This window comes from Klugiella xanthotipulae (assembly GCF_006716695.1).
GTDB classification, from domain to species: Bacteria; Actinomycetota; Actinomycetes; order Actinomycetales; family Microbacteriaceae; genus Klugiella; species Klugiella xanthotipulae.
The window spans coordinates 492,818-513,962 of the sequence record NZ_VFPN01000002.1 but is presented as its reverse complement, the minus strand read 5'-3'; the positions used below and the strand labels follow the sequence as shown (position 1 = coordinate 513,962).

At 65.2% G+C, this 21,145-nt stretch carries 20 protein-coding genes, 1 pseudogene and 1 riboswitch; of the genes and pseudogenes, 14 read left to right on the top strand and 7 right to left on the bottom strand.

What is annotated here, in order from left to right:
* Positions 1-142: 142 nt before the first annotated feature.
* The 8 genes and pseudogenes from FB466_RS08435 to FB466_RS08400 all read left to right on the top strand — a co-directional run bounded on the left by FB466_RS08435 (position 143) and on the right by FB466_RS08400 (position 8,045).
* Positions 143-436, top strand: a complete 294-nt coding sequence (locus tag FB466_RS08435; protein ID WP_141917579.1) for a S24/S26 family peptidase — start codon at positions 143-145, stop codon at positions 434-436.
* A 91-nt stretch (positions 437-527) separates the two neighbouring features.
* Positions 528-1,532, top strand: coding sequence for a sensor histidine kinase (locus tag FB466_RS08430; RefSeq protein ID WP_141917578.1), 1,005 nt, complete (start codon positions 528-530; stop codon positions 1,530-1,532).
* On the top strand, positions 1,525-2,247 hold the full coding sequence (locus tag FB466_RS08425) for a response regulator transcription factor (protein ID WP_141917576.1): 723 nt from the start codon (positions 1,525-1,527) through the stop codon (positions 2,245-2,247). Before FB466_RS08430 ends, FB466_RS08425 begins: the two co-directional genes overlap by 8 nt.
* 209 nt (positions 2,248-2,456) lie before the next feature.
* Positions 2,457-2,804 carry a hypothetical protein gene (locus tag FB466_RS08420; RefSeq protein ID WP_141917574.1) on the top strand — a complete coding sequence of 116 codons (348 nt, stop codon included), beginning with the start codon at positions 2,457-2,459 and terminating at the stop codon, positions 2,802-2,804.
* A gap of 100 nt (positions 2,805-2,904) precedes the next feature.
* Positions 2,905-5,049 (top strand): YcaO-like family protein, encoded by a 2,145-nt coding sequence (locus FB466_RS08415; RefSeq protein ID WP_170206081.1) that lies wholly within the window; start codon positions 2,905-2,907, stop codon positions 5,047-5,049.
* On the top strand, positions 5,033-6,364 hold the full coding sequence (locus FB466_RS08410; RefSeq protein WP_141917571.1) for a nitroreductase family protein: 1,332 nt from the start codon (positions 5,033-5,035) through the stop codon (positions 6,362-6,364). The genes FB466_RS08415 and FB466_RS08410 overlap by 17 nt, the downstream gene beginning before the upstream one ends.
* A gap of 65 nt (positions 6,365-6,429) precedes the next feature.
* A pseudogene (locus FB466_RS08405) lies at positions 6,430-7,284 on the top strand (ABC transporter ATP-binding protein); the annotation flags it as partial.
* Positions 7,281-8,045, top strand: a complete 765-nt coding sequence (locus FB466_RS08400; protein ID WP_141917568.1) for an ABC transporter permease — start codon at positions 7,281-7,283, stop codon at positions 8,043-8,045. The pseudogene FB466_RS08405 and the gene FB466_RS08400, both read left to right, overlap by 4 nt.
* Here the strand turns inward: FB466_RS08400 and FB466_RS08395 are convergent.
* From FB466_RS08395 to ribD, 6 genes are all read right to left on the bottom strand, one after another.
* Positions 7,995-9,491, bottom strand: coding sequence for a DUF6421 family protein (locus FB466_RS08395; protein WP_246054587.1), 1,497 nt, complete (start codon positions 9,489-9,491; stop codon positions 7,995-7,997). The genes FB466_RS08400 and FB466_RS08395 overlap by 51 nt on opposite strands.
* Positions 9,492-9,609: 118 nt before the next feature.
* Positions 9,610-10,125: a GNAT family N-acetyltransferase gene (locus tag FB466_RS08390; protein WP_141917566.1), complete on the bottom strand. Its 516-nt coding sequence runs from the start codon at positions 10,123-10,125 to the stop codon at positions 9,610-9,612.
* A 7-nt stretch (positions 10,126-10,132) separates the two neighbouring features.
* The gene (gene ribH, locus FB466_RS08385) at positions 10,133-10,606 is read right to left on the bottom strand and encodes a 6,7-dimethyl-8-ribityllumazine synthase (RefSeq protein WP_141917564.1); all 474 of its coding nucleotides are present in this window, start codon (positions 10,604-10,606) and stop codon (positions 10,133-10,135) included.
* Positions 10,603-11,934 (bottom strand): 3,4-dihydroxy-2-butanone-4-phosphate synthase, encoded by a 1,332-nt coding sequence (gene ribB, locus FB466_RS08380; protein WP_141917562.1) that lies wholly within the window; start codon positions 11,932-11,934, stop codon positions 10,603-10,605. The genes ribH and ribB overlap by 4 nt, the downstream gene beginning before the upstream one ends.
* Positions 11,934-12,617 carry a riboflavin synthase gene (locus tag FB466_RS08375; protein ID WP_141917560.1) on the bottom strand — a complete coding sequence of 228 codons (684 nt, stop codon included), beginning with the start codon at positions 12,615-12,617 and terminating at the stop codon, positions 11,934-11,936. Before FB466_RS08375 ends, ribB begins: the two co-directional genes overlap by 1 nt.
* Entirely contained in the window at positions 12,617-13,678 is a 1,062-nt protein-coding gene (gene ribD / locus FB466_RS08370) for a bifunctional diaminohydroxyphosphoribosylaminopyrimidine deaminase/5-amino-6-(5-phosphoribosylamino)uracil reductase RibD (protein WP_141917558.1), read from the bottom strand. The genes FB466_RS08375 and ribD overlap by 1 nt, the downstream gene beginning before the upstream one ends.
* A 61-nt stretch (positions 13,679-13,739) precedes the next feature.
* Positions 13,740-13,926, bottom strand: a riboswitch (FMN riboswitch).
* 373 nt (positions 13,927-14,299) lie between these two features.
* Between ribD and FB466_RS13490 the strand changes: the two genes are divergently transcribed.
* The 3 genes from FB466_RS13490 (at position 14,300) to FB466_RS08360 (ending at position 15,899) form a co-directional block, all read left to right on the top strand.
* Positions 14,300-14,473: a hypothetical protein gene (locus tag FB466_RS13490; protein ID WP_170206080.1), complete on the top strand. Its 174-nt coding sequence runs from the start codon at positions 14,300-14,302 to the stop codon at positions 14,471-14,473.
* A gap of 137 nt (positions 14,474-14,610) precedes the next feature.
* Positions 14,611-15,660, top strand: coding sequence for a glycosyltransferase family 2 protein (locus FB466_RS08365; RefSeq protein WP_141917556.1), 1,050 nt, complete (start codon positions 14,611-14,613; stop codon positions 15,658-15,660).
* Positions 15,606-15,899, top strand: coding sequence for a hypothetical protein (locus FB466_RS08360; protein WP_170206079.1), 294 nt, complete (start codon positions 15,606-15,608; stop codon positions 15,897-15,899). Before FB466_RS08365 ends, FB466_RS08360 begins: the two co-directional genes overlap by 55 nt.
* Here FB466_RS08360 and FB466_RS08355 read toward each other — a convergent pair.
* Positions 15,896-16,906 carry a sugar-binding transcriptional regulator gene (locus FB466_RS08355; protein ID WP_246054586.1) on the bottom strand — a complete coding sequence of 337 codons (1,011 nt, stop codon included), beginning with the start codon at positions 16,904-16,906 and terminating at the stop codon, positions 15,896-15,898. The two genes, FB466_RS08360 and FB466_RS08355, sit on opposite strands and share 4 nt — an antisense overlap.
* Positions 16,907-17,028: 122 nt before the next feature.
* Here FB466_RS08355 and FB466_RS08350 point away from each other — a divergent pair, with 122 nt between their 5' ends.
* The 3 genes from FB466_RS08350 (at position 17,029) to glpK (ending at position 21,134) form a co-directional block, all read left to right on the top strand.
* On the top strand, positions 17,029-18,762 hold the full coding sequence (locus FB466_RS08350; RefSeq protein WP_141917553.1) for a glycerol-3-phosphate dehydrogenase/oxidase: 1,734 nt from the start codon (positions 17,029-17,031) through the stop codon (positions 18,760-18,762).
* Positions 18,763-18,835: 73 nt separating this feature from the next.
* On the top strand, positions 18,836-19,588 hold the full coding sequence (locus FB466_RS08345) for an MIP/aquaporin family protein (protein ID WP_141917551.1): 753 nt from the start codon (positions 18,836-18,838) through the stop codon (positions 19,586-19,588).
* A gap of 31 nt (positions 19,589-19,619) precedes the next feature.
* Entirely contained in the window at positions 19,620-21,134 is a 1,515-nt protein-coding gene (gene glpK, locus FB466_RS08340) for a glycerol kinase GlpK (protein WP_141917550.1), read from the top strand.
* The last annotated feature ends 11 nt before the right edge of the window (positions 21,135-21,145 follow it).

Here is a 21,145-nt window from a genome sequence, read left to right as displayed (position 1 = left end):
ACGTGCGCGGCTCAAAACAGTCGGGACCCCGGCGGCTCGTGGCCGACCAGCGTCAACAATACACCCGCTGAACCCGCGCGAAACGGCGGGTCACACCCGATATCCTCTCGCGGGGGCGCTCACCTTCGCCCGTTCCATCGACGTGTCTGAGATCCAGGTTGGCGATGCCATAACCGTGCAGCGCAACATCGGCACGGGCCTCATCACCCACCGGGTGACGGCCATCAACGAGGTGGATGGCGTGACCGAGATCACCATGAAGGGTGACGCCAACACCAGTGAGGACCCCACGCCATACCGGGTGAAGACCGCGGGTCTCGTGGCCGTGGCGTTCATCTTCGCGTTCTTCTGGGATCCGAACAAGTCGGCGCGAAAGCGCGATGAGGCTACCGATCAGGGAACGGACGGGGAGCCGCCCGCGACCGAAGCCGGTTAGGCCCGGCAGCCTCATGACCTGAAGCCGAGTTTTTTTTTCCCCAGGTAATTGCCATTCTGACGGCGCGCGCGGGCTGATACAGTTTGCTGGCATGACTCTCCGTGTGCCAGCCGCCGTGCTGTGGCTGCTCGCGCGACTCGTATCCGTGGGCAGCGTGATCGGTATTGCCTGCGGCGATCACTGGATGCTCATCCCCTTTATCTTGGTATCTGCCGGTGAGATTGCGGGCTCGGCCCGTCACGGTATCCGCCCGTTTGTATACCTTGCCGTGAGCGGTATGGTTTTTATGATCGCCGATGTGTGCACCGGATTTGATGCCCCCACCGCCAAGATGATGATGGTCGGCATGGTTCTTTCCCTGCTGATTGGGTCTCTCGGTAAGGCGCTGATCGCCCAAAAGCAGCGCGAAACCAAGATCCTGCGCGAGCATATCTACGCCACAGCCTCGGCGGAGCGGCGGCGAATCACCCGCGACCTTCACGATGTCCTCGCGGAATCGCTGGGTGCCATTATTCTGCAGGCCGACACCCTACAGGCGCTTCGCCAATCGGGAACCGTGGACGGCCCCGCCCTGGACGAACGCATCCGGGGAATTCGCCAGATTGCGCAGGAGGGCCTGATTGAGGTTCGTCGGGCCATCGACGGGGTTCGGGTGCAGGAAGATTCCCCCTTTGACCTGGTGCTGGGCGAGTTGGTGTCCCGTCTGGAGCGAACAACCGGACAAAAAATACACTTGTCTCTGAACAATGCTGCGGATCTCACCCATCGAGAACATAGCGCGGTTCTCCTCGCGGTGGCCCGGCAGGCGGTATCGAACGCCCTGGAGCACGCCCCCGGGAGCGCGGTCAGCGTGTCCGCGACGGTACAGGATGGGCGCGCCTCCCTGATCGTTGCCAACCCCGTTTCGTCCCGCGGCGGCGCGGAGCGCACCCGGGCGGCCGTGGCTCTCTCGTCGCTGAGCGCCTGCGGGGAGCGACGTCGCGGCCATGGGCTCCGCTTTATGCGAGAACGGCTCGACCTGGTGGGCGGAACCCTGAAAGCTGGGCTCAACGGGGAGGGCGACTGGGTTGTCCGGGCAACGGTGAGCAGTGAGTAGGCGGGTGGCGGAGTGCCAGGGCATCACCCTCCTCGTGGTGGACGATCAGGCAATGGTGCGGGAAGCCATCGCCACGATGCTGGGACTCTCTGACGATTTCACCGTCATTGGGCAGGCTTCCTCTGGAGAAGAAGCGGTTGAGCTGGCAGCCGTGCTGCTGCCAGACGTGGTGCTGATGGACGTCAGTATGCCGGGAATGGGGGGGATCGCTGCGGCGAGAACGATTCTGTCCACGCCGGATGCCCCGGCCATCCTGGCCCTCTCCACCTTCGCGGATGCGGAGGAGGTGACCGGTATGGTCAGCGCGGGAGCGGGTGGCTACATCACCAAGGATTCGGGCCTCGAGCAGCTGACCGCGGCCATCCGGGCGGTTGCCCTGAACGGTCGGGTCTTTGACGAGGCGGCGATCGAGTCGCTCATGGCTGACAGTCTGGGCCTCATCGCACCGGGCCGGGCGTGCCCAGACCTCCAGTCGGTTCCTGCGCTCGGTGCGCGGTACAATCTCACCAAACAAGAGGTCGAGGTGTGGACGCTGATTGCCCACGGCTACGACAACACCGAGATTTCCGAGCGCCTGTTCATCGCGCTATCGACCGTGAAAAGTCACATTAATCATCTTTTTTCTAAGCTACAGGTGGGCACGCGCCGGGAAGCCAGGGCGCTCTTCCCCGGCACCGATCCCGTGACCGCGGGAGAGCGGCTCCGCCAGCGCTAGGCGTGTCTGGCGTGAGGTTGTCGCGCGACAGAAAACTCCACCCGTGAGGTTGAGACGACGCGTGTGATTCCACCCCGGGAGGGGGCGACGGTTGCGGCGGGGAAGCGCAGAGTGGGTGCATCGCTGGTTCACCGGATCTACCGGATGACCAGGACCAGCCAGATGCGCTGGGCCCCACCGGCCCGGCACGAGGAAAGGATACTCTCGCAATGAAATCACACGTCGAAACCTCCACCGTTCAGGGTCGGTTGACCGTTGACCCCGGTGCGATGGCCCGGGTTATGGGCCGCGCTTACGCGGACCAGGAGTACCGCGACACGCTGCTCGGGTCGGGATGCGTCTCCCTACTCGCCGAGGCGGGGGCCGTTGAGCCGGGCACCCCGATCACCGTTTTTCAGGACGACAATGTGACCCCCTGGACCTTCGATGTCACCCGCTTTGACAGTGGTGTGCTGGTGCGGATTAACGTACCGGCCGTGGATAGCGACCTGACTCCGCTGGGCGAGGACTGGTCCTTCACCCTGTGCTGCTGCCCCTGCTGCTGCTGCTGCCCATAACCGATCCCGCTCTGGGGGTCGGCGACCGCTCGACAAAGCGTAACCGACCCCCCACTCGATGTCCGTGTCATCAGCTGAGGCTTTAACGAAGGTAAAAATTATGAAGAGAAAAACGGATGTACTCACGCGTAACCCGCACTACCAGTTCATCGACCTCTCGCCGGACCGGGGCGTTGCGATCGTGAAGAACGATGTGGAGGTTCAGCAGGTACACGGCGCTGCCGCCGAAATTCTGCGGTGGAGCGGGACGCTGGACGCCGTCGCAATTGCGGATCAGACCCTCTTCCCGCTCGCCGAAATTTACGGCACGCTGGCGGCCCTGGAATCGGGCCGTATCCTGGTGCCCGAGGGGTTACCCCCGCAGAGTGCCGGAGACACGGAGTTGGAGCGGGCACAGCTCCAGAGTGAGTTGACACACCTCTCGGAGTCACTGGCCAGGGGGGCCACCCCGGTGCGGGTTGTTGTCCTGGGTGACTACCTCGACACCGCAGCCCAGGGGGAGAGGCAGCCCGGCCACCCCGTTGTGTATGTGGGGTCGATCAACCAGAGGTTCTTCATGGGTCCCTGTGCCACGGCCGACACCCCCGATGCGCTGGCCAACCTCACCTTCTGGGTGAAATTTAACGACCGGGCTCACCAGATGGGTGGTACCCGGTTGCCCACGTCCTCCGGCAACGGGGTGGTGGCGCTGCCGGTTGCCGAGATCCGACGGCTGGTTGCCGACGAACTGGCCCGATACTATGCCGGGGAAGCCCCGCTGACCGGGTCCTCCCTCCTCGCGGCGGACGGGACCTGCGGTCGGCACTTCTTTCAGAATGCCCTGGGTGCTGCCCCGGATGACCGAGGTGCGGCCGACCTGCCGACACCAGCCAGCATCCGCATCGACCTGAGCGCGGCCCACACCGATGCGGTGGGTCGGACGGTGACACCCGAGGAGTTCTTGGCGGCCCACCGGCATCTCGTCTCCCCCCTGACCGGCCCCGTTGTCTCCCTGGAGCGGGCCGTCGAGAACTCCCCGGAGGACCCCGTGCAGATCTTTTTCTCGGGTCACAACTGGGCGGTGTCCGACACGAAACCGGAGGTCCTCAAGAGAAGCCTGCGCTCGACCTCGGGCGGCAAGGGGCTGACCGCTGCCCAGGCGGAGGCCGGGGCGGTGGGTGAGGCCCTCGAACGTCTGAGCGCCATCGCCTTCGGTACGGAACGGCGGGTACAGCGCCGGTTCACCGATCTGGAAAACGCCATTGCCCCCCAGCGCATTCAGCTTTTTTCGGAGCGGCAGTTTGACGAGCGGATCGAGCGAAACGCGGTAGCCAATATGTACAACTGGATTCCGGAGCGGTTCGACCCGGACGCCCTGATCGACTACACCCCGATCTGGTCGGCCACGGAGGACTCGGTGGCCTGGCTGCCCACGAGCGCCTGCTATTTCATGTTTCCCAGCGGAGCCCTCCCTGCGGCGGCGATTGACCCGGTCGGAAAGCGCTTCGCAAAGGCCGACTCAAACGGGGTTGCCGCCGGGGCCACGGCCGGCGATGCCGCGTTCCAGGGGATGCTGGAACTGATCGAGCGGGATGCCGTTGCCGTCTGGTGGTACAACCGTCTGCATCGGCCCGAAATTCGCATTGACGATCTCGGCGATGCCCAACTCACCCGGGCGCAGGGCTGGCTGAACGCGCACGGTCGTGATCTGTGGCTGCTCGACCTCACCCACGATCTCGGTGTGCCGGTTGTGGCAGCTGTCAGCGTCAGCCATCACCCGGTGAACGGTTCCGACCACATCATGTTGGGCTTCGGCGCCCACACCGATCCGGTTCTGGCCGCGCGGCGAGCGGTGTCGGAGGTCTTCCAGTTCTACTTTTCGACGCCGCTGGCGGTGCGGAGCGGAGAGGTGCACAACATCCCGAACCTGAACGATGCCATGGATTGGCTGGTCACCCAGCGGCTGGCGGATCACCCCCACCTGCAACCGGATGCCTCGGCACCCTCCGCCCCCCGCGATGGCGACCTGCGCCCGAACGCAGACAGCCTGATTCGCCTGCTGACGGCCGTGGGGCTGCGGCCCTACTTCCTCGACCTGACCCGGCCCGAACTGGGCATCAACGTTGTCCGGTCAATCGTTCCCGGTCTGCGCTCCTGGTGGCAGCGTTTCGCCCCGGGGCGGCTCTTTTCGGTGCCGGTCTCTCTGGGCTGGCAGCTGAGCGAGACGGATGAGGGGGAGGTGAACCCCCGTGCTATGTTCTTCTGATTCTTCTGATTTTTACGGAATTGAGCTGCTGGTGTTGACCGGAACGACCGAACACCCCGTCACCATTCAGCGGGTCCCCGCTCGGACCTCCGCGGTGGAGGGGCCTCCGGTCACGATCCCCGCCCAGGAGCTGGGGCGCCTCGAAATTCTGGCCGGTCAGGGCCGGGTTCGTAGCATCATCCGGTGTCACGGGCAGGAGGTGATGGCGCTCGCCGGGCCCCACGCTATTCCGACCCTGGATGCCTCCCCGCGTCGGGATGAGCGGACACCGGTGTGCCTCGACCCCGGCACGTATATCCACTGGGAATCCGGTATCGCGGTGATCGCCAACCTCGCCACCTCCACCAGGATCACCGTCCCCGGCGAGGTGGTGGCTCAGCTCCTGGGGCCGCACCTTCCGGCCTGGCAGGCACAGCTTTTGCTGCACGCGGGGGTGCTCCAGAAGGGCCCAACACCGGCAGGAGAACCCGGCCGGTGGTGGAGCTTTGAGGAACTGCTCAGCTACAACCGATCACGGCTCGGCACCCACCTGGGGGAGTACGGCGGCAGTTACACCAGGGCCACGGCCCACGGTTCCATTCCGGAGTGGACGGATGGCAGCGAGGGTGCGCCCGCGTGTGAGCCGGAACCCGTCGTGGCCGCCGGTCGCACGCTGGGGGAGTGCCTCACCAACCGGCATTCCCGGCGAGACCACTCCGCCCCACCCGCGTCGCTGAGCGAGGTGGCCGCCCTGCTGACGCGCAGCGCGCACGCGACGCCCTGCGACCCGGACCCCGGGCAGGGCACCGCTCTGTACTCGCTGCCCTACCCGGCGGGCGGGGCCCTTGATGAGCTCTCGCACTACATTGTGGTGAATCGCGGGGTTCACCGTGGGGCGGACCTCTCCCACTCTGTGTTTCGCTACGACCACCTCAGCGACGCGATCACGCCGGTGGCGGTCAACGCCGCCGCGTGCGACCGGCTCTGCGCCCTCTACGCGCGGATGGGGATGATCCCCCCGGATGAGCTGCAATACCTCATTCTGGTGGCGTGCGATTTCCCGCGGCTCAGCCACAAATACGAGTCCGTCGCCGCCGCCCTCATGTATAAGCACGTCGGGGCGTGGATGCAAACCGCGAGTCTGGTGGCCGAAGACCTGAACCTCGCGGTGTGCCCGCTGGGTGGCGGCCCGGCGGATATCCTGGACAGCCTGTTCACGGAGGCCACCACCACGACCTCCGGGCCGAAAGTGGTCGGTGAGTTTGTGGTGGCCTCCCGGCCCGCCGCCGAGAGCGCCGGATATGCTGCGGCGAAGAGCGACCGGAGAACACCATGACCCCGGTGATTCAGCTGGCCGCAGTGGGCAAACGATTCGGCACGATTTCTGCTCTCGATGGCGTCAGCCTGGAGGTGCGGGCGGGAGAACTGGTGGGACTGCTGGGGCCCAACGGGGCCGGAAAAACGACGCTCCTGCGGGTGCTGGAGGGGCTTCTCCCCGCCGACTCGGGAACGGTGCGTCTCTGTGGGGAGGACCCCCGACGGCCTCACGCCCGGCTCAGTCTGGGTGCCACTCCGCAGGAAACGGCCCTGCCGGATACCCTCCGGGTGCGTGAACTGCTCCGGTTTGTGAGCGACCACTACCCGCATAACCGACGGGAGGAGGTGATCGACAGCTTTGCTCTGGCCGGGCTGCTGAAGCGCCAGGTGGGCGCGCTGTCGGGCGGTCAGAAGCGACGCGTTGCGGTTGCTCTCGCGTTCATCGGAGCGCCCAGGGTCGTCCTGCTCGACGAGCCGACCACCGGGCTCGACGTTGAGGGGAGGCACGCGCTGTGGCAGGCTATCCGTTCTGCGCACACGGACCACACCGCCATCGTCATCACAAGTCACTACATCGAAGAGGTCGAGGTGCTCGCTCAGCGGGTGGTCATTATGGATCGGGGCCGTACCCTCATGGACCGGCCCACCCGCGAGATCGTGACCGGTCGGAATAGCCAGCACGTCCACTTCACCGTTGGTCGGGCGGAGGAGCCGCGGGTGCGTTCGCTCCTCCGAGCCCACGCCTGCACCACCACACGGGGGGAAGCAGCTACTCGCTTCGCGGTGAGCACCGATGATCCGGACTCGGTGGTCCGGCTGATCTCGGAAAGCGGTCTGGCCTTCCGCGAGATCAGTATCGAAAAGCCCAGCCTCGAATCGGCCTTCCTGGCGGCAATTCGGCAGAATCGCGCCCCCTCGGCGGAGGGGATGAGCTCATGAGCAGCGCCCGGTCGCAACTCACCATGATTCGGGCGCACCTCCGATTCTCGCTCATTGACACGCTGCGCTCGCCGATCTCCCTCGTGATGACCGTCCTCTTTCCCTCGATTATTCTCGCGGCGTTTAGCCTGGTGCAACCGGAGTTGCGGACACAGGCCGGTGCGGCCACCCAGGCCACGGCTCAGCTTGCCGTTTTCAGCGCGCTCACGGTGGGGCTCTGTGCCGTTGGCTTCGATACCGCCCGCTTGCGGGAATCGCCGTGGTTTCGGTACGTTCGGATCCTTCCGGTGCGCCCGGTGGTCACCGTTCTGGGGCTCCTGGTGGGAAATCTTGTGCTCGCGCTGACCTCTCAGGGTGTTCTCGTGCTCACCGCGCTGATCTTCACCCCCGCGCGGGTGACCCCGTCGCACCTGATTGCGGGGGCGGCAGCGGTTGTGATCTCGCTCATCCCGTTCATCCTGATGGGGATTACCATCGCGTATGCGGTGCCACAGAAGGCCGCGGCCGCCATCACAATGCCGACCCTGTTTATCTGCGCGGCGCTGGGTGGTTTGTGGTTTTCCCCGGCGACGCTTCCGGCCGCTGTGGCGCAGATCAGCCGGGTTATCCCCACGCGCGGCCCCCGAGACCTGGTGCTGGGGGCCGTCCTGGGGCAACCGATTGATCTGTGGGTGGCGGTCAATATCGTGGGCTGGGTGATCCTGCTCGTGCTATCGGCCACCTGGTTGATTCGTCGGGATACCGGGATGCGGTACCGGTGAAACCTCCCGGGTCGCCGTGTCCCCGGCCTCCTCGCCCGTGATCCCCGACGTTGACTCGATCACCCCGCCTAACTTCTTCTGCAACGCCTCGTAGAACATCGACAGCGGGAACTCGTCGTCCAGTACCAGGTCGGTGAGTTCCCGCGGTGCGCCGGTGAGGGGCAGCGCCTCCGGTCCCTGTGCCCAGATGGATGCCGGGTGCGGTGTCACGGTTGTGGAGACGAGCGCGTAGGCGGCGAGCCAATGCGCAACCTTGGGGCGGTCGATGGAGTGCCAGTAGAGCGAGTTGATCGCGTCGCCGAGAGCCATCACCACCCCGGGCACTTCGGCCCAGTCCAGGGTGAGCCGGGTGTCCGTCCAGTGCAAAACGTGGTGCTGGTGCAGCCAGGCGAAGAGCAGCTGCCCGCCCAACCCGTCATAGTTGCGTGAGCGGCTGCCGGTGAGTGCAAAGCGGAAGATCCGGTCGAAAATGATCGCGTACTGCACCTGCCTGGCGCGGTCCAGGGTCTGCGCCTCGGTTGCGGTGAGCGACTCGGGGCTGCGCGCCGCCAGCCGCCGCTCCAGCCCCACGCACTCCCGGTATGCGGTGAGGTCGCAGCGCAGTTCCTCCAGGGTGTAGAGGAAGAACGGCATCCGCTGCTTAATCATGAACGGGTCAAAGGGCAGGTCGCCGCGCATGTGGGTGCGGTCGTGGATGAGGTCCCACAGGACGAATGTCTCTTCGGCGACCGCCTGATCGGCGAGAAGGTGTTGCGCCTCCCCGGGCAGGTCGAGCCGGGTGATTGTGGCCGCCTCGCGCACGACCCGCCGGAAACGTGCCGCCTCGCGGTCGGCATAGATCGCGCCCCAGGTGAAGGGCGGGGTCTCACGCATCGCGACCGTCTCCGGGAAGAGCACGGCCGAGTTGGTGTCGTACCCGGACGTGAAATCGAGAAACCGGATGGGCACAAAGAGCGCGTTGCTGTAGTCGCCCGCCTCCAGCTCGGCCACGTAATCCGGCCAGATAACCTCAATCAGTACCGCCTCGACCAGCCGCGAGCGGCTGCCGTTTTGCGTGTACATGGGGAAAACGACCAGGTGCCGGATGCCATCCACCCGTTTCGTCTGCGGCTGGAAGGCCACGAGCGAGTCGTAGAAGTCGGGCACGCCCACACCCGCCGCGCCCCAGCGCCGGAAATCGGCGGCGAGGGCGGTCAGGTAGGTGGCATCGTGCGGGAACACCGGGATGAGCGATATCACCCGCGAGGCAATGGTCTCGATGAGCGCCCGGGCGCGGGTGCGGCTCTGCGGGTCGGCGAGCGAGCCGTCCGGTAATTGGAGCGCCTGGAGCTCCGAGACGGAGGCCTTCAGGAGCAGCCAGCGCGAGTCGGTACGGACATCCTCGACGACCTCGGGTTCTCCAACAATGGCCGGTATCGCGTGCGGGTCGGTGCGCGGGGTGGACATGGTGAACCTCCGATCTACGGTGATGCGTGAGGTCAGGGTACCGCGTCGGCGGTCCCGGGAACAGGTCTTGGGCTGGATCCGGTCGAGGCGCTCCACCCCCGGGTCACGAGCCGTGTCGTTACCCGCTTGCGGCCGCGCTGTCCGCCGCGCCGGTCACCGCTTTTCGCAGGTGCACCATCTGGTACTCCCCGGCGTCTACCCGCTGCCACTCCCGGTAGCCGAGCCGGGTGTACAGGCGGATGTTGGCCACGCTTCGGTCGCCCGTGTACAGCCGGATTTCGGTCGTGCCCTCCGGCAGCTGCTCCTCGACGGCGCGCATCAGGGTGGTGCCGAGTCCGGCTCCCTGCCGGTCGGGGGCAACCACCAACCGGCCGAGGGTGGCCACGGCCCCCGCACACTCAACGCGCACCGAGCCAATCAGTCGGCCCTGCTCCCGAATACCCAGTGCGAGCACATCCGCGCGGGCAATCTCCGCCCGTAACTCGTCAAGAGACTGGGTCAGCGGTGGCAGGCTGAGGTCGTTGTGGGCCTGTGCTTCGGTGATGAATCCCGCGCGTTGCAGGGTGAGGAGTTCGCCGACGTCGGTGAGCCCCAGGCGCAGTATCACCCGGGAGGAGAGTTCGGTGTGGACCATTGACGGGCTACCGTCCGCGCAGTTCGCGCAGGAGGCGGGCGGCGCTCACCGCGGCCAGCGCGGCCTCCTCGCCCTTGTCCTCCGTGGAACCGGGGAGTCCGGCGCGGTCGAGGCCCTGCTGTTCGTCGTCGAGGGTGAGCACACCGAAGCCCACGGGCTTACCCGCGTCGAGGGCGGCCCGGGTGAGGCCGCTCGTTGCGGCATCCGACACAAACTCGAAGTGGGGTGTGCCCCCGCGAATGATGACGCCCAGGGCCACGGCCGCATCGAAGCCGTTTTCCAGCGCGGTGCGCGCAACCAGGGGGAGCTCGAAGCTTCCCGGCACGCGGATCAGTTCGTAGTCGGAGCCAATCGCGGTGAGCGTCCGCTCGGCACCCGCGATGAGTCCGTTCGTGATCTCCTCGTGCCAGCTGCCGGCCACGATGGCCACCCGGATGCCGCTGCCGTCCACCTCTAGGGTGGGGATACCTTCGACGCTCATACCTGTGCTCCCGTCTGCGGGGCCTGATCGCCCGCCGTATTGTGTGTGGGTGGTGCCGGGGCATCCGCGATGGCCCGGTCGGCTCCGATTAGTGAACCCGCGGGCAGCTGGTGGCCCATCCGGTCCCGCTTCACCTGAAGATAGCCGTCATTGTCGGCCCCTGTCCCCACCACGAGGGGGACCAGCTCTGTGATCGTCACGCCGTGAGCCTCCAGTTGCTGCGCCTTATCCGGGTTGTTGCTGAGTAGGCGGATGGAGGAGATGCCCAGGTCACGAAGGATATCCGCGGCCGCACCGTAGTCGCGTGAGTCGATCGGTAGGCCGAGGGCCAGGTTGGCGTCGAGGGTATCCAGGCCCGCCTCCTGGAGTTGGTAGGCGCGCAGCTTGTTGGCAAGGCCGATGCCGCGCCCCTCCTGCCCGCGCATGTAGATGACCGCGCCGCCGTGTTCCGCGATGTAGTCGAGCGCCGCATCAAGCTGCGGTCCGCACTCACATTTGAGCGAGCCGAAGGCCTCGCCCGTGAGACACTCCGAGTGGATGCGCACGGTTGTGCCGTTGCCGATGTTATCGCCGGAGAGCACGGCCAGGTGGTCGATGCCGGTTGAGCGGTCACGGTAGGCGCGCATCCACATCGTGCCGTGCGAGGTCGGCACGGTGGTCTCGGCTTTGAGGCTTACCCGGCGGTGGGTGGCCCGCTCGGCCGGGGCCTCCGTTTCGCCGTCGCGCTCGCGCAGGTGGGCGATCAGCTGCTCGATCGTGATCACGGGGATGTTGTCGCGCTCGCCGAGGAGGAGGAGGTGGGGCAGGCGCATCATCTCGCCGTTGTCCTCCACGATCTCACAGATCGCGGCCACGGGGGTGAGGCCCGCGAGCTGCATGAGCTCCACAGAGGCCTCGGTGTGGCCGTCACGCTCGCGCACGCCGCCGTCTACGGCGCGCAACGGAACGACGTGACCGGGTCGGTTGACGCTCGTGGGCACCGACTCGGGGTCGGCGAGCACGCGCAGAGTGTGGGCGCGGTCGGTCGCGCTGATTCCCGTGCTGATGCGGTTGGCCGCGTCAACCGTGACGGTGTAGGCGGTGCCGCGGTCGTCCTCGTTGTGGGCGACCATGACGGGAAGGTCGAGGCGGTCGGCGATCTCGTTGGTCATGGGCGCGCAGATGAAACCCGAGGAGTGGCGCACCGTCCAGGCGATCCATTCCGGGGTAGCGAGCTCCGCGGAGAGGACCACATCGCCCTCATTCTCCCGGTCCTCGTTGTCGGCGACGATCACGGGGCGACCCGCGCGCAGAGCCTCAATGGCGTCGGTAATAGTGGAGAGTGCCATTAGCGTGATCCTTCCGGGGTGGGTAGTGGTAGTGCAGTTGGTTCTGGTTCTGGTTCTGTCGCGGGCGAGGTCGTGAGGGTGGCGAAGGCCGCGGCTCGTAGGATGTGGCGGGCCAGGATGTCTGTCTCAATGTTTACGCTGTCGCCCACCGTCCGGGTGCCGAGCGTGGTTGCGGTGAGCGTTTCGGGGATGAGCGACACCTCACACCACTGCTCCGGCTCACTCGCGGGGGAGACCCTGCTGACGGTGAGTGAGACCCCGTCAACCGTGAGTGACCCTTTATCAACCACAAGCGGTGCCTGTTCGCGGGGAAGGCTGAAGCGCAGCACACGCCACGCATCGGCCGGGGTCACGGTGAGTACGGTGGCCGTGCCGTCCACATGGCCCTGGACGATGTGGCCACCGAGGCGGTCGCCGAGTGCGGCTGCCCGCTCCAAATTGACCGGCCGTCCGGGTGCGACCTCTCGCAGCGTGCTCATGGTGAGGGTCTGAGCCATCACATCCGCGGTGAACTGGGTATCGTTGTGGTCCACGACTGTGAGGCACACGCCGCTCACAGCAATCGAGTCGCCGTGCCGCACACCGTCGAGGACAGTCCGGGCGCTCACCGTGAGGCGCAGCGAGTCGCCCACGCTTTCGACGGCCGTGATGTGGCCCACTTCTTCGATGAGTCCGGTAAACACTAGTTGTCCTCCGTATTCGGGATAGGGGCGGTGGGCTGGGCGACGATCAGGATGTCTTCGCCGAGGGTGTGGGTATGCACGGGGGTAAATCGCCGCGCGCCGCCGATTGTGGTGACCCCGATGCTGTCGAGGGCCATCCGGGGGCCGCCTAGGAGCACGGGGGCGAGGTAGACGAGCACCTCGTCCACGAGTCCGTGGCGCACGAGCGCGCTGGCCACGCGGGGGCCCCCTTCCACAAACACACTGCGGATACCGCGGCTGCCCAGTGCGGTCAGGGTTGCGGCCAGATCGTGGCCGGGATAGAAAAGCGGGGGGGTCGGATGCGCGTACAGCGCGGCCTCTTCCGGGATAACGGTGTCACCAACCACCACGGGAATCGGTTGCCGTTCGAGCAGCGTGCCATCGGCCGCGCGGGCGGTCAGTGAGGGGTTGTCGGCGAGGGCCGTGCCCGTGCCCACGAGGATGGCGTCGGCCCGGGACCGGCGCAGGTGCACGTCGGCCCGGGCCTGGGGTCCTGTGATCCACTGGCTGGTGCCGTCGGCTGCGGCGGTGCGTCCGTCGAGGCTTGACGCCCATTTGAGGGTGACCCGGGGTCGGCCGAGCGCGCGGTACGTCAGCCACGGGGCGAGGAAGCGTTCGACCTCGGCGCGCAGAAGACCCCCTTCTGTGGGAATTCCGGCGGCGCGCAGTCGATCCGCCCCGCCTCCCGCAACGGGGTCGCTGTCGGATACCGCGAAGTACACGGCTCCGATACCGGCCTCGATCAGTGCGATGGCGCAGGGCCCGGTGCGACCGGTGTGGTTGCAGGGTTCGAGGGTGACGACGGCCGTGAGCTGTCGCGCGGCCTCCGGGGTGCGCAGCGGAACGGGTAGCCCGGCGAGGGCCACGACCTCGGCGTGTGGACTGCCCGAGCCGCCGTGCCAGCCCTCGGCTACGACGGTGCCGTCGGCGGCGAGGATGACGCAGCCCACCTGGGGGTTCACATCCCGGTCCGGCCCGAGGGCGGCCAGCTGCAGCGCGCGGCGCATTGCCGCAGTGAGAGCGTCTGGTGTGGGCACCATACCCGGTTCCTTCCCTAGGTTCCGGGGTTCAGTGCACAATACGCGTGGCGACAACGCATACCCATGCTTCCTCTCATCCGGACTCGCACCCACTGGTGTGGGTGCATCACCGTCGGTCTCGGATTCTCACCGAATCAACCGCGGCTATTCTCTGCGAGACACCGCATTTCTGCCATGAATCGCGGGGAACAACCGCGGGTCGCGGACTATCACCGCCGGTTCGGATTCTCACCGACCCCGGAGCATTTCTGGTTACAGTCTAGGTCAACTCCGGTGATGCGCTGGCTATTCCCGGTGGTGTGACGAAATGTGCCGATCTCTGATCACCGAGGGCGTTCGCGGGGCGGCTGTGGTGAAGTTTTTCGACGATAACAAACATGGGAGTTAATACATTTTGTGCGCAATAATGAGGTGGAAAGGTATTTATCGATCAAGAAACCCTGAATTTTCCCGGTGATCGTCGCGTTTTTCGGCTCATCCTACCCCCTATGGTAGGCGTGCATCAACAAGTTTGGTGCGGTGAATGCATCATGTGTCCCGCTGCTGTTCCCACAGGGCGCTCGGGCCTCTCTCCTCCAAAAAGTTGAACGCCGTTCGACGGCAGATTGAGACAGGTGTGATATGAGCATATTTTTGGACGTCCCGTTCTCCGCAACAAGCGTGCTGGTCTCCCCGTCATCAGCCCTCACCACTGATGTGTGGTTGTACGCTGGCGTGGGGGTCGCGGTCGTAGGAATTGCCGCGGCGATCCTGCGCTTTACCCGCCGCAGCCCGCGTCGTGGGCGGGGGCTTTAGCCGTGGGAGAGATTCACCCTTCCGCATTTTCCGACCCACTGCCCCGAGCCCACCGAACTCGGCACCGTGATTTTACGGTTGCCCTGGTTGTCGGAGTGTGTATTCTCGCGTTTCTGATCAGCCGAATCATCAATTTTGTGGCGGTTGAGAATGCCTCGGGCATCTACCTGCTGTTGCTGGTCTATATTATTTTCCAGCTGGTTCTTGCGGCGCTGGAGCGGCCCATCGTGGCCACACCCAGCCAGCAGATTGATCTGGACCAATTGAGCGTCGTTGCCCTGGTGCCCGCCTACAATGAAGACCCAGCTATGCTGGTGCGCTGCCTGCGCGGGTTCTTGGAGCAGACAAGACGTCCCGATGCCGTTGTGGTGATTGACGACGGCTCGACTTCTTCAGATTATCGGGAGGTCCGCGATTGGTTTGCTCGGGCCTGTGCAGAGGTCGGCGTCCGGGGGAGCTGGGAACGCCAGCCCAACCGGGGGAAACGCGCCGCCCAGATTGCCGGGGTAGAGGTTGAACCCGGCGCGGACATCTACATCACTGTGGATAGTGACAGCATCCTAGATCGGCACGCTGTGGAGCAAGCGCTCTACCCATTTGCCGACCCGGAGGTGCAGTCCGTGGCCGGTGTCATTCTCACGACCAACGTCAGCACAAACCTCCTGACCCGGATGATGGACGTGTACTGCCTGGGCATTCAACTTTTTGAGCGCTCCGCTTTTTCCCGACTCGGCTCCGTCATGGTCAACTCGGGTGGGTGCGCCTTCTATCGGGGCGATGTGATCCGTGAGAATATCTCCACCTACCTCGGCGAAACGCTGTTTCGCCGACCGGTACACTTCTCCGATGACAGCATGCTCACCCTGTTTGCGCTGCTCCGTGGGCGGGCGGTTCAGCAACCCACCGCCTTCGCTTTTACCCTGATGCCCGACCGCTTCAGCCATCACCGGCGTCAGCAGGTTCGGTGGATGCGCGGCTCATTCATCCGCTCGGGGTGGCGGATGCGCTACCTCCCGCTGGATAGGTGGGCCTACTGGTTGCACGCGATGAAGTGGGGTATGTACGCTGCGATGACGGCCGCCTTTTTGCGCTCATCATTGGCGGAGTGTTCTTGCACCCCATCGTTGCGGTGGTGGGAGCTTCGGCCGCCATCACGATCTACTGTATTACTGCCGCCCGCTACCTGACCGTGGTGCGAAGCGATCAGAGTAGGGCGCAGCGGATTCTGACGTTTGCCACGGTACCGCTGGCCGCGATCTGGTCGCTCACGTTTATGCGTGTGCTGCGGTGGTACGCGATGATCACGGTCGGTCGCTTGGGGTGGGGTACCCGTGAGAAGGTGGAGATCACCGCCGCGTCAGTGACGGCCGGGCCGGAACCCTCAGACGAGTTCGTCGAACTGTTTAACACGATACGGCGCCCCTAGAGGTGTGTGGGGGCCGAGCCAGCCTGGTCGCGGTCAGGCCCCCGATCTAGGAGTTGCCGGGCGCTCTCCTCGTCGATCACGAGATCGGTCACCACGCCCCCGGCGAGGAGTCCGGCTAGGCTGCGCACTTTAGTGGAGCCCGAGCACACGCAGATGCGGCGTGGGATGCCGCGCAAGACATCCAGCCCCGGCCCCGAGGCCCGGGCGTTGAGCGGGATATCCGCCCACGTCCCGTCGGCCCGGAAGAACACCGTTGCTACGTCGCCCACCACGTTCTGTTGACCGAGTGAGCCGAAGTCTTCACGGTCGAGGTATCCGCCGCTATACACATGACTGGGCACCTCGGCCAGTGGCGAGCCCACGCTGAAGAGCGCAATATCGAGTGTTTTCTGCGCCGCCACGATGCGGCTAATGCTCCGCTCCTGCCACAGTGCCTGCTTGGTCGCGGGGTTGTCGAAGAATGCTGGCACGGGAAACTGCATGACGTGTGCGGTGTAGGCTTCGCCGAACCGGCTGAGAATTTCGCTCGCGTATCGGCTGCCCGAGGTGCGCGAGTTGGCCGCTCCGTTGAGCTGCACGATGCGCGAGTTGCGGGTGGGACGGGGGGAGAGGTTGCGGGCGACCGCACTGATGGTGGCCCCCCAGGCCACACCGAGCGACATATCGGAGTCCATCTGCTGACCGAGTAGCCGGGCCGCGGCGAGGGCCACCCGCGCCAGGCGATCAGTCTCATTGATGGACTCCGGGGTGGAGACCACCCGGGCGCTGATGCCGAAGCGGGAGTGCAACTCGGCCTCGATCAGCGAGGGCTCCACGAAGGGGGAGTGCACCGTGATATCTACCAGACCGGTCGTGCGCGCGTAGGACAGGAGGCGAGAGATGGTGGATCGCGAGACGCGCAACTCACGCGCGATGGCCTCCATGGTCCAGTCTTTGAGGTAGTAGAGGCTGGCCACCGTGATCGCGGTGCGCACCTTTTCTGTGTTCTCGGTGCGAGACTCGCCCACAATACCCCACTTTCTGCACGTTTGTGCATTCGTTATGAGCCTAGCGTGCACCTGGTCATACTGAAACAAGTTTGCACGGGAGTATCTGGAACGCCTCCCGACGGTCACAAAGGAGCACCACCATGTCAGCTGCCCCAGAATCCGCGTCGGGCCCTCCCGCCCTCCGCGAGCCTGTTGCCCTCATCGCTCGGCGGCCCCGTGCACAGGTGCTGATTATCGGTGGTGGCATCAACGGTATTGCCACGTTCCGCGACCTGGCTCTCCAGGGGGTTGACGTTGTCCTGGTGGAGCGTGGCGACTGGTGCTCGGGCGCGTCCTCGGCGTCAAGCCACATGATTCACGGCGGCATCCGATACCTCGAAAACGGTGAGTTCCGTCTCGTGCGCGAGTCGGTCCAGGAGCGCAACGGGCTCATCAAGATTGCCCCGCACTATGTGAAGCCGCTGCCCACGACCGTACCGATCTTTAGTACCTTCTCGGGCATCCTGAGCGCACCGCTGCGCTTCCTCACGCACAAGCAGGGCAAGCCGAAGGAGCGGGGCGCGTTCCTCATCAAGCTGGGGCTCATGATGTACGACTCTTTCTCGCGCGACGGCGGATCGGTGCCCCGTCACCGCTTCACGGGGCGCACGAAGTCGCTCGCCGAGTTACCGCAGCTCAACGGTGGCCTCAAATACACCGCCACTTATTTTGATGCGTCGATGCACGACCCGGAGCGCCTCGCCCTCGATGTGCTCCTCGACGGCCTCGCGGCGGGTCCGCACGCCCGCGCCGCCAACTACCTGGAAGCCGTGGGGATGACCGACGCAGGGGTGACCGTTCGCGATACCCAGACGGGGGCCGAGTACACGATTGCTGCGGATGTTGTGGTCAACACGAGCGGCCCCTGGACCGACCTCACCAATCGTGCCCTGGGCACCCCCACTCACTTCATGGGTGGTACCAAGGGTTCGCACATTGTGCTCGATAACCCCGAGCTGCTCGCGGCCACGGGCGGTCACGAGATCTTCTTCGAGCACAACGACGGTCGTATCGTGCTGATTTACCCGCTCAAGGGCCGCGTGATGGTGGGCACCACCGACATCAACGCCGACCCGAGCACACCGAGCGTGTGCACCGAGGAAGAGATCGACTACTTCTTCGATCTGGTTGCTCACGTTTTTCCAGCGATTGAGGTGAACCGTGAGCAGATCGTGTACCGATTCTCGGGTATCCGCCCGCTGCCCACGCACGACGATACCCAGCCCGGCTTCGTCTCCCGCGATTACCGCATCGAGAAACGTCACGAACATGCCGGGTCTCCCACAGTGTTGAGCCTGGTGGGCGGTAAGTGGACCACGTTCCGCGCCCTCGCCGAGCACCTCAGCACCGAGGTGCTGGACGCCCTGGGCCGGAAGCGCACCGTGAGCACGGTGGGGCTGCCCATCGGTGGTGGCCGCGACTTCCCCCGTACCGACAGTGAGCGTGCCGCCTGGGTGGCGACCCACCGTAACGGTCTGCCCGCCGAGCGGGTGGATACGCTGCTGACCCGCTACGGCACCCGGGCGGTCAACGTGATCGAAGCCTTGGCGGAGCATGGTGATACACCCCTGCTACATACATCCGGCTATAGTTATCAGGAGATCACTTACCTGATTGAGACCGAGCACGTGGTGAGCGTGCTCGACCTAACTCAACGCCGCACGAGCCTGTCTTTCACGGGGCAGGTCACCACTCCGGTGATTGTGGAGCTTGCGGATGTGGCCGCCTCGGTGCTCGGCTGGACAGCAGCGGAACGAGTCGCCGATATCCAGAAGACCCTCTCCGTGCTCGCGGACGAACACGGGTTGCAGCTCGACGCCGTCGCGCACAACTAACCCCAAAAAATCCCCAACACCCCCGCCACGTTGGCGGGGGTGTATAACCCCTGTGTGAAAGGTCAATGCTGACATGAATTTAGGAACAATTTTCCTCTCTGAGACGGTGGGAACCGCGCTCCTGTTGCTGCTGGGTGGGGGTGTTGTCGCCAACGTTCTCCTCGCCAAGTCGAAGGGTAAGGACGGCGGTTGGCTGCTCATCAACTTCGGTTGGGGTCTCGCTGTGTACATTGGTGTTCTCGCTTCGTACGCCTCGGGCGCGCACCTCAACCCCGCCGTCACGCTGGGCGTGATTACGAGTGGGGCTACGGAGTTTGTCCCCGGTATTGCGGTTACGCCCGTCTCCACCCTCACCTACATCGCCGCCCAGATGGTGGGTGCCATGCTGGGTGCCGCACTCGTCTACCTCAGCTACAAGAAACACTTTGACGAGACCGAGAGCCAGGCCGACAAGCTGGGCGTGTTTTCGACGGGCCCCGGTATCCGCTCCTCCGGGTGGAACCTGGTCACCGAGGTCATCGGCACCTTCGTGTTGGTCCTCATGGTGATGGCGTTTGGCCGCAACGGTGACGCCACGGGTCTCGCCTCGCTCGGTGCGTTGCCCGTTGCCCTCGTGGTGCTCGCCATTGGTGCTTCTCTCGGTGGCCCGACCGGGTACGCGATCAACCCCGCCCGTGACCTTGGCCCGCGTATTGTGCACGCTCTCCTGCCGATTCGCGGCAAGGGTGGCAGTGACTGGTCGTACGCGTGGGTGCCCGTGGTGGGTCCGCTGCTCGGCGGCGCGCTCGCCGGCTGGGCCTCCGCCTTCCTGCTCCCCATTCTTTAACCGCACCTCCGTGATAATAAGGAGTTAATTTATGTCCGAATACGTTATTGCCATTGACCAGGGGACCACGAGTACCCGGTCGATCATCTTCGACCGCCAGGGGTCCATTGTGGCTACCGGGCAGCTGGAGCACGAACAGATTTTTCCGCAGGCTGGGTGGGTTGAGCACGACCCGGCCGAGATCTGGAACAACACCCGCGAGGTGATTGGCCAGGCGCTGTCGAAGGCGGGGCTCACCCGCCACCAGATCGTGTCTATTGGGATCACCAACCAGCGCGAGACCACCGTGGTGTGGGATAAGACCACCGGTCAGGCCGTGTACAACGCTATCGTGTGGCAGGACACCCGCACCCAGCCGATTGTGGACCGCCTGGCGGCCAACGGCGGGGTGGAGCGTTTCAAGAAGACGGTGGGCCTGCCCCTGGCCACCTACTTCGCTGGCACCAAGATCGCCTGGATTCTGGAAAATGTGCCGGGCGCGCGCGCGAAGGCGGAGGCGGGCGATCTGCTCTTTGGCACGACCGACTCGTGGGTGCTGTGGAACCTGACCGGGGGAACGGATGGGGGCGTGCACGTCACCGACGTGACCAACGCCTCCCGCACCCTGTTTATGAACCTGGAGACCCTGGCCTGGGACGAGGACATTGTGGCCGAGTTCGGCGTGCCGATGTCGATGCTGCCCGCGATTAAGAGCTCCTCCGAGGTGTACGGGCATGCCCACGACACGTCGCTGCTGCGCGAGGTTCCCATTGCGGGCATCCTGGGCGACCAGCAGGCCGCCACCTTTGGCCAGGCCGCTTTTGATGCCGGTGAGGCGAAGAACACCTACGGTACGGGTAACTTCCTGATCTTCAACACGGGTGAGGAGATTGTGCACTCCGAGAACGGTCTGCTCACCACGCTGGGCTATCAGCTGGGGGATGCCAAGCCCCACTATGCACTGGAGGGCTCAATCGCGGTCACGGGTTCGCTCGTGCAGTGGCTGCGCGACAACATTGGCCTGATTAGTTCGGCCCCCGAGATTGAGCAGCTCGCCAACACGGTCGAGGATAACGGCGGTGCGTACTTTGTGCCCGCGTTCTCGGGCCTGTTTGCCCCCTATTGGCGGCCGGATGCGCGGGGTGCCCTCGTGGGTCTCACCCGTTTCGTGAACAAGGGCCACATTGCCCGCGCCGCGCTGGAATCCACCGCGTACCAGACCACCGAGGTGCTCGACGCGGTGAATGCCGACTCCGGTGTCCCCCTTGCTGAGCTGAAGGTCGATGGGGGGATGACGGCCAACGACACCCTGATGCAGTTCCAGGCCGACATGCTGGGTGTGCCCGTCGTGCGTCCGGTGGTTGCCGAGACCACCGCGCTCGGTGCGGCCTACGCCGCGGGCCTTGCCGTGGGTTTCTGGAAGAACCTGGGTGAGCTGCGCAACAACTGGCAGGAGGATCGCCGCTGGGAGCCCAACCTGGAGTCTGCCACGCGTGACCGGCTCTACCGCAACTGGAAGAAGGCCGTTCAGAAGACCCTGGACTGGGTTGATGAGGATGTTGTGTAGCAGGCACTAGC

What these genes read in the sequence shown, in the direction of transcription:
- FB466_RS08430 (WP_141917578.1), top strand. Translation starts at nt 528, where the DNA reads ATGACTCTCCGTGTGCCAGCCGCCGTGCTGTGGCTGCTCGCGCGACTC.
- FB466_RS08420 (WP_141917574.1), top strand. Translation starts at nt 2,457, where the DNA reads ATGAAATCACACGTCGAAACCTCCACCGTTCAGGGTCGGTTGACCGTT.
- FB466_RS08415 (WP_170206081.1), top strand. Translation starts at nt 2,905, where the DNA reads ATGAAGAGAAAAACGGATGTACTCACGCGTAACCCGCACTACCAGTTC.
- FB466_RS08400 (WP_141917568.1), top strand. Translation starts at nt 7,281, where the DNA reads ATGAGCAGCGCCCGGTCGCAACTCACCATGATTCGGGCGCACCTCCGA.
- FB466_RS08395 (WP_246054587.1), bottom strand. Translation starts at nt 9,491, where the DNA reads ATGTCCACCCCGCGCACCGACCCGCACGCGATACCGGCCATTGTTGGA.
- FB466_RS08390 (WP_141917566.1), bottom strand. Translation starts at nt 10,125, where the DNA reads ATGGTCCACACCGAACTCTCCTCCCGGGTGATACTGCGCCTGGGGCTC.
- ribH (WP_141917564.1), bottom strand. Translation starts at nt 10,606, where the DNA reads ATGAGCGTCGAAGGTATCCCCACCCTAGAGGTGGACGGCAGCGGCATC.
- ribB (WP_141917562.1), bottom strand. Translation starts at nt 11,934, where the DNA reads ATGGCACTCTCCACTATTACCGACGCCATTGAGGCTCTGCGCGCGGGT.
- ribD (WP_141917558.1), bottom strand. Translation starts at nt 13,678, where the DNA reads ATGGTGCCCACACCAGACGCTCTCACTGCGGCAATGCGCCGCGCGCTG.
- FB466_RS13490 (WP_170206080.1), top strand. Translation starts at nt 14,300, where the DNA reads ATGAGCATATTTTTGGACGTCCCGTTCTCCGCAACAAGCGTGCTGGTC.
- FB466_RS08350 (WP_141917553.1), top strand. Translation starts at nt 17,029, where the DNA reads ATGTCAGCTGCCCCAGAATCCGCGTCGGGCCCTCCCGCCCTCCGCGAG.
- FB466_RS08345 (WP_141917551.1), top strand. Translation starts at nt 18,836, where the DNA reads ATGAATTTAGGAACAATTTTCCTCTCTGAGACGGTGGGAACCGCGCTC.
- glpK (WP_141917550.1), top strand. Translation starts at nt 19,620, where the DNA reads ATGTCCGAATACGTTATTGCCATTGACCAGGGGACCACGAGTACCCGG.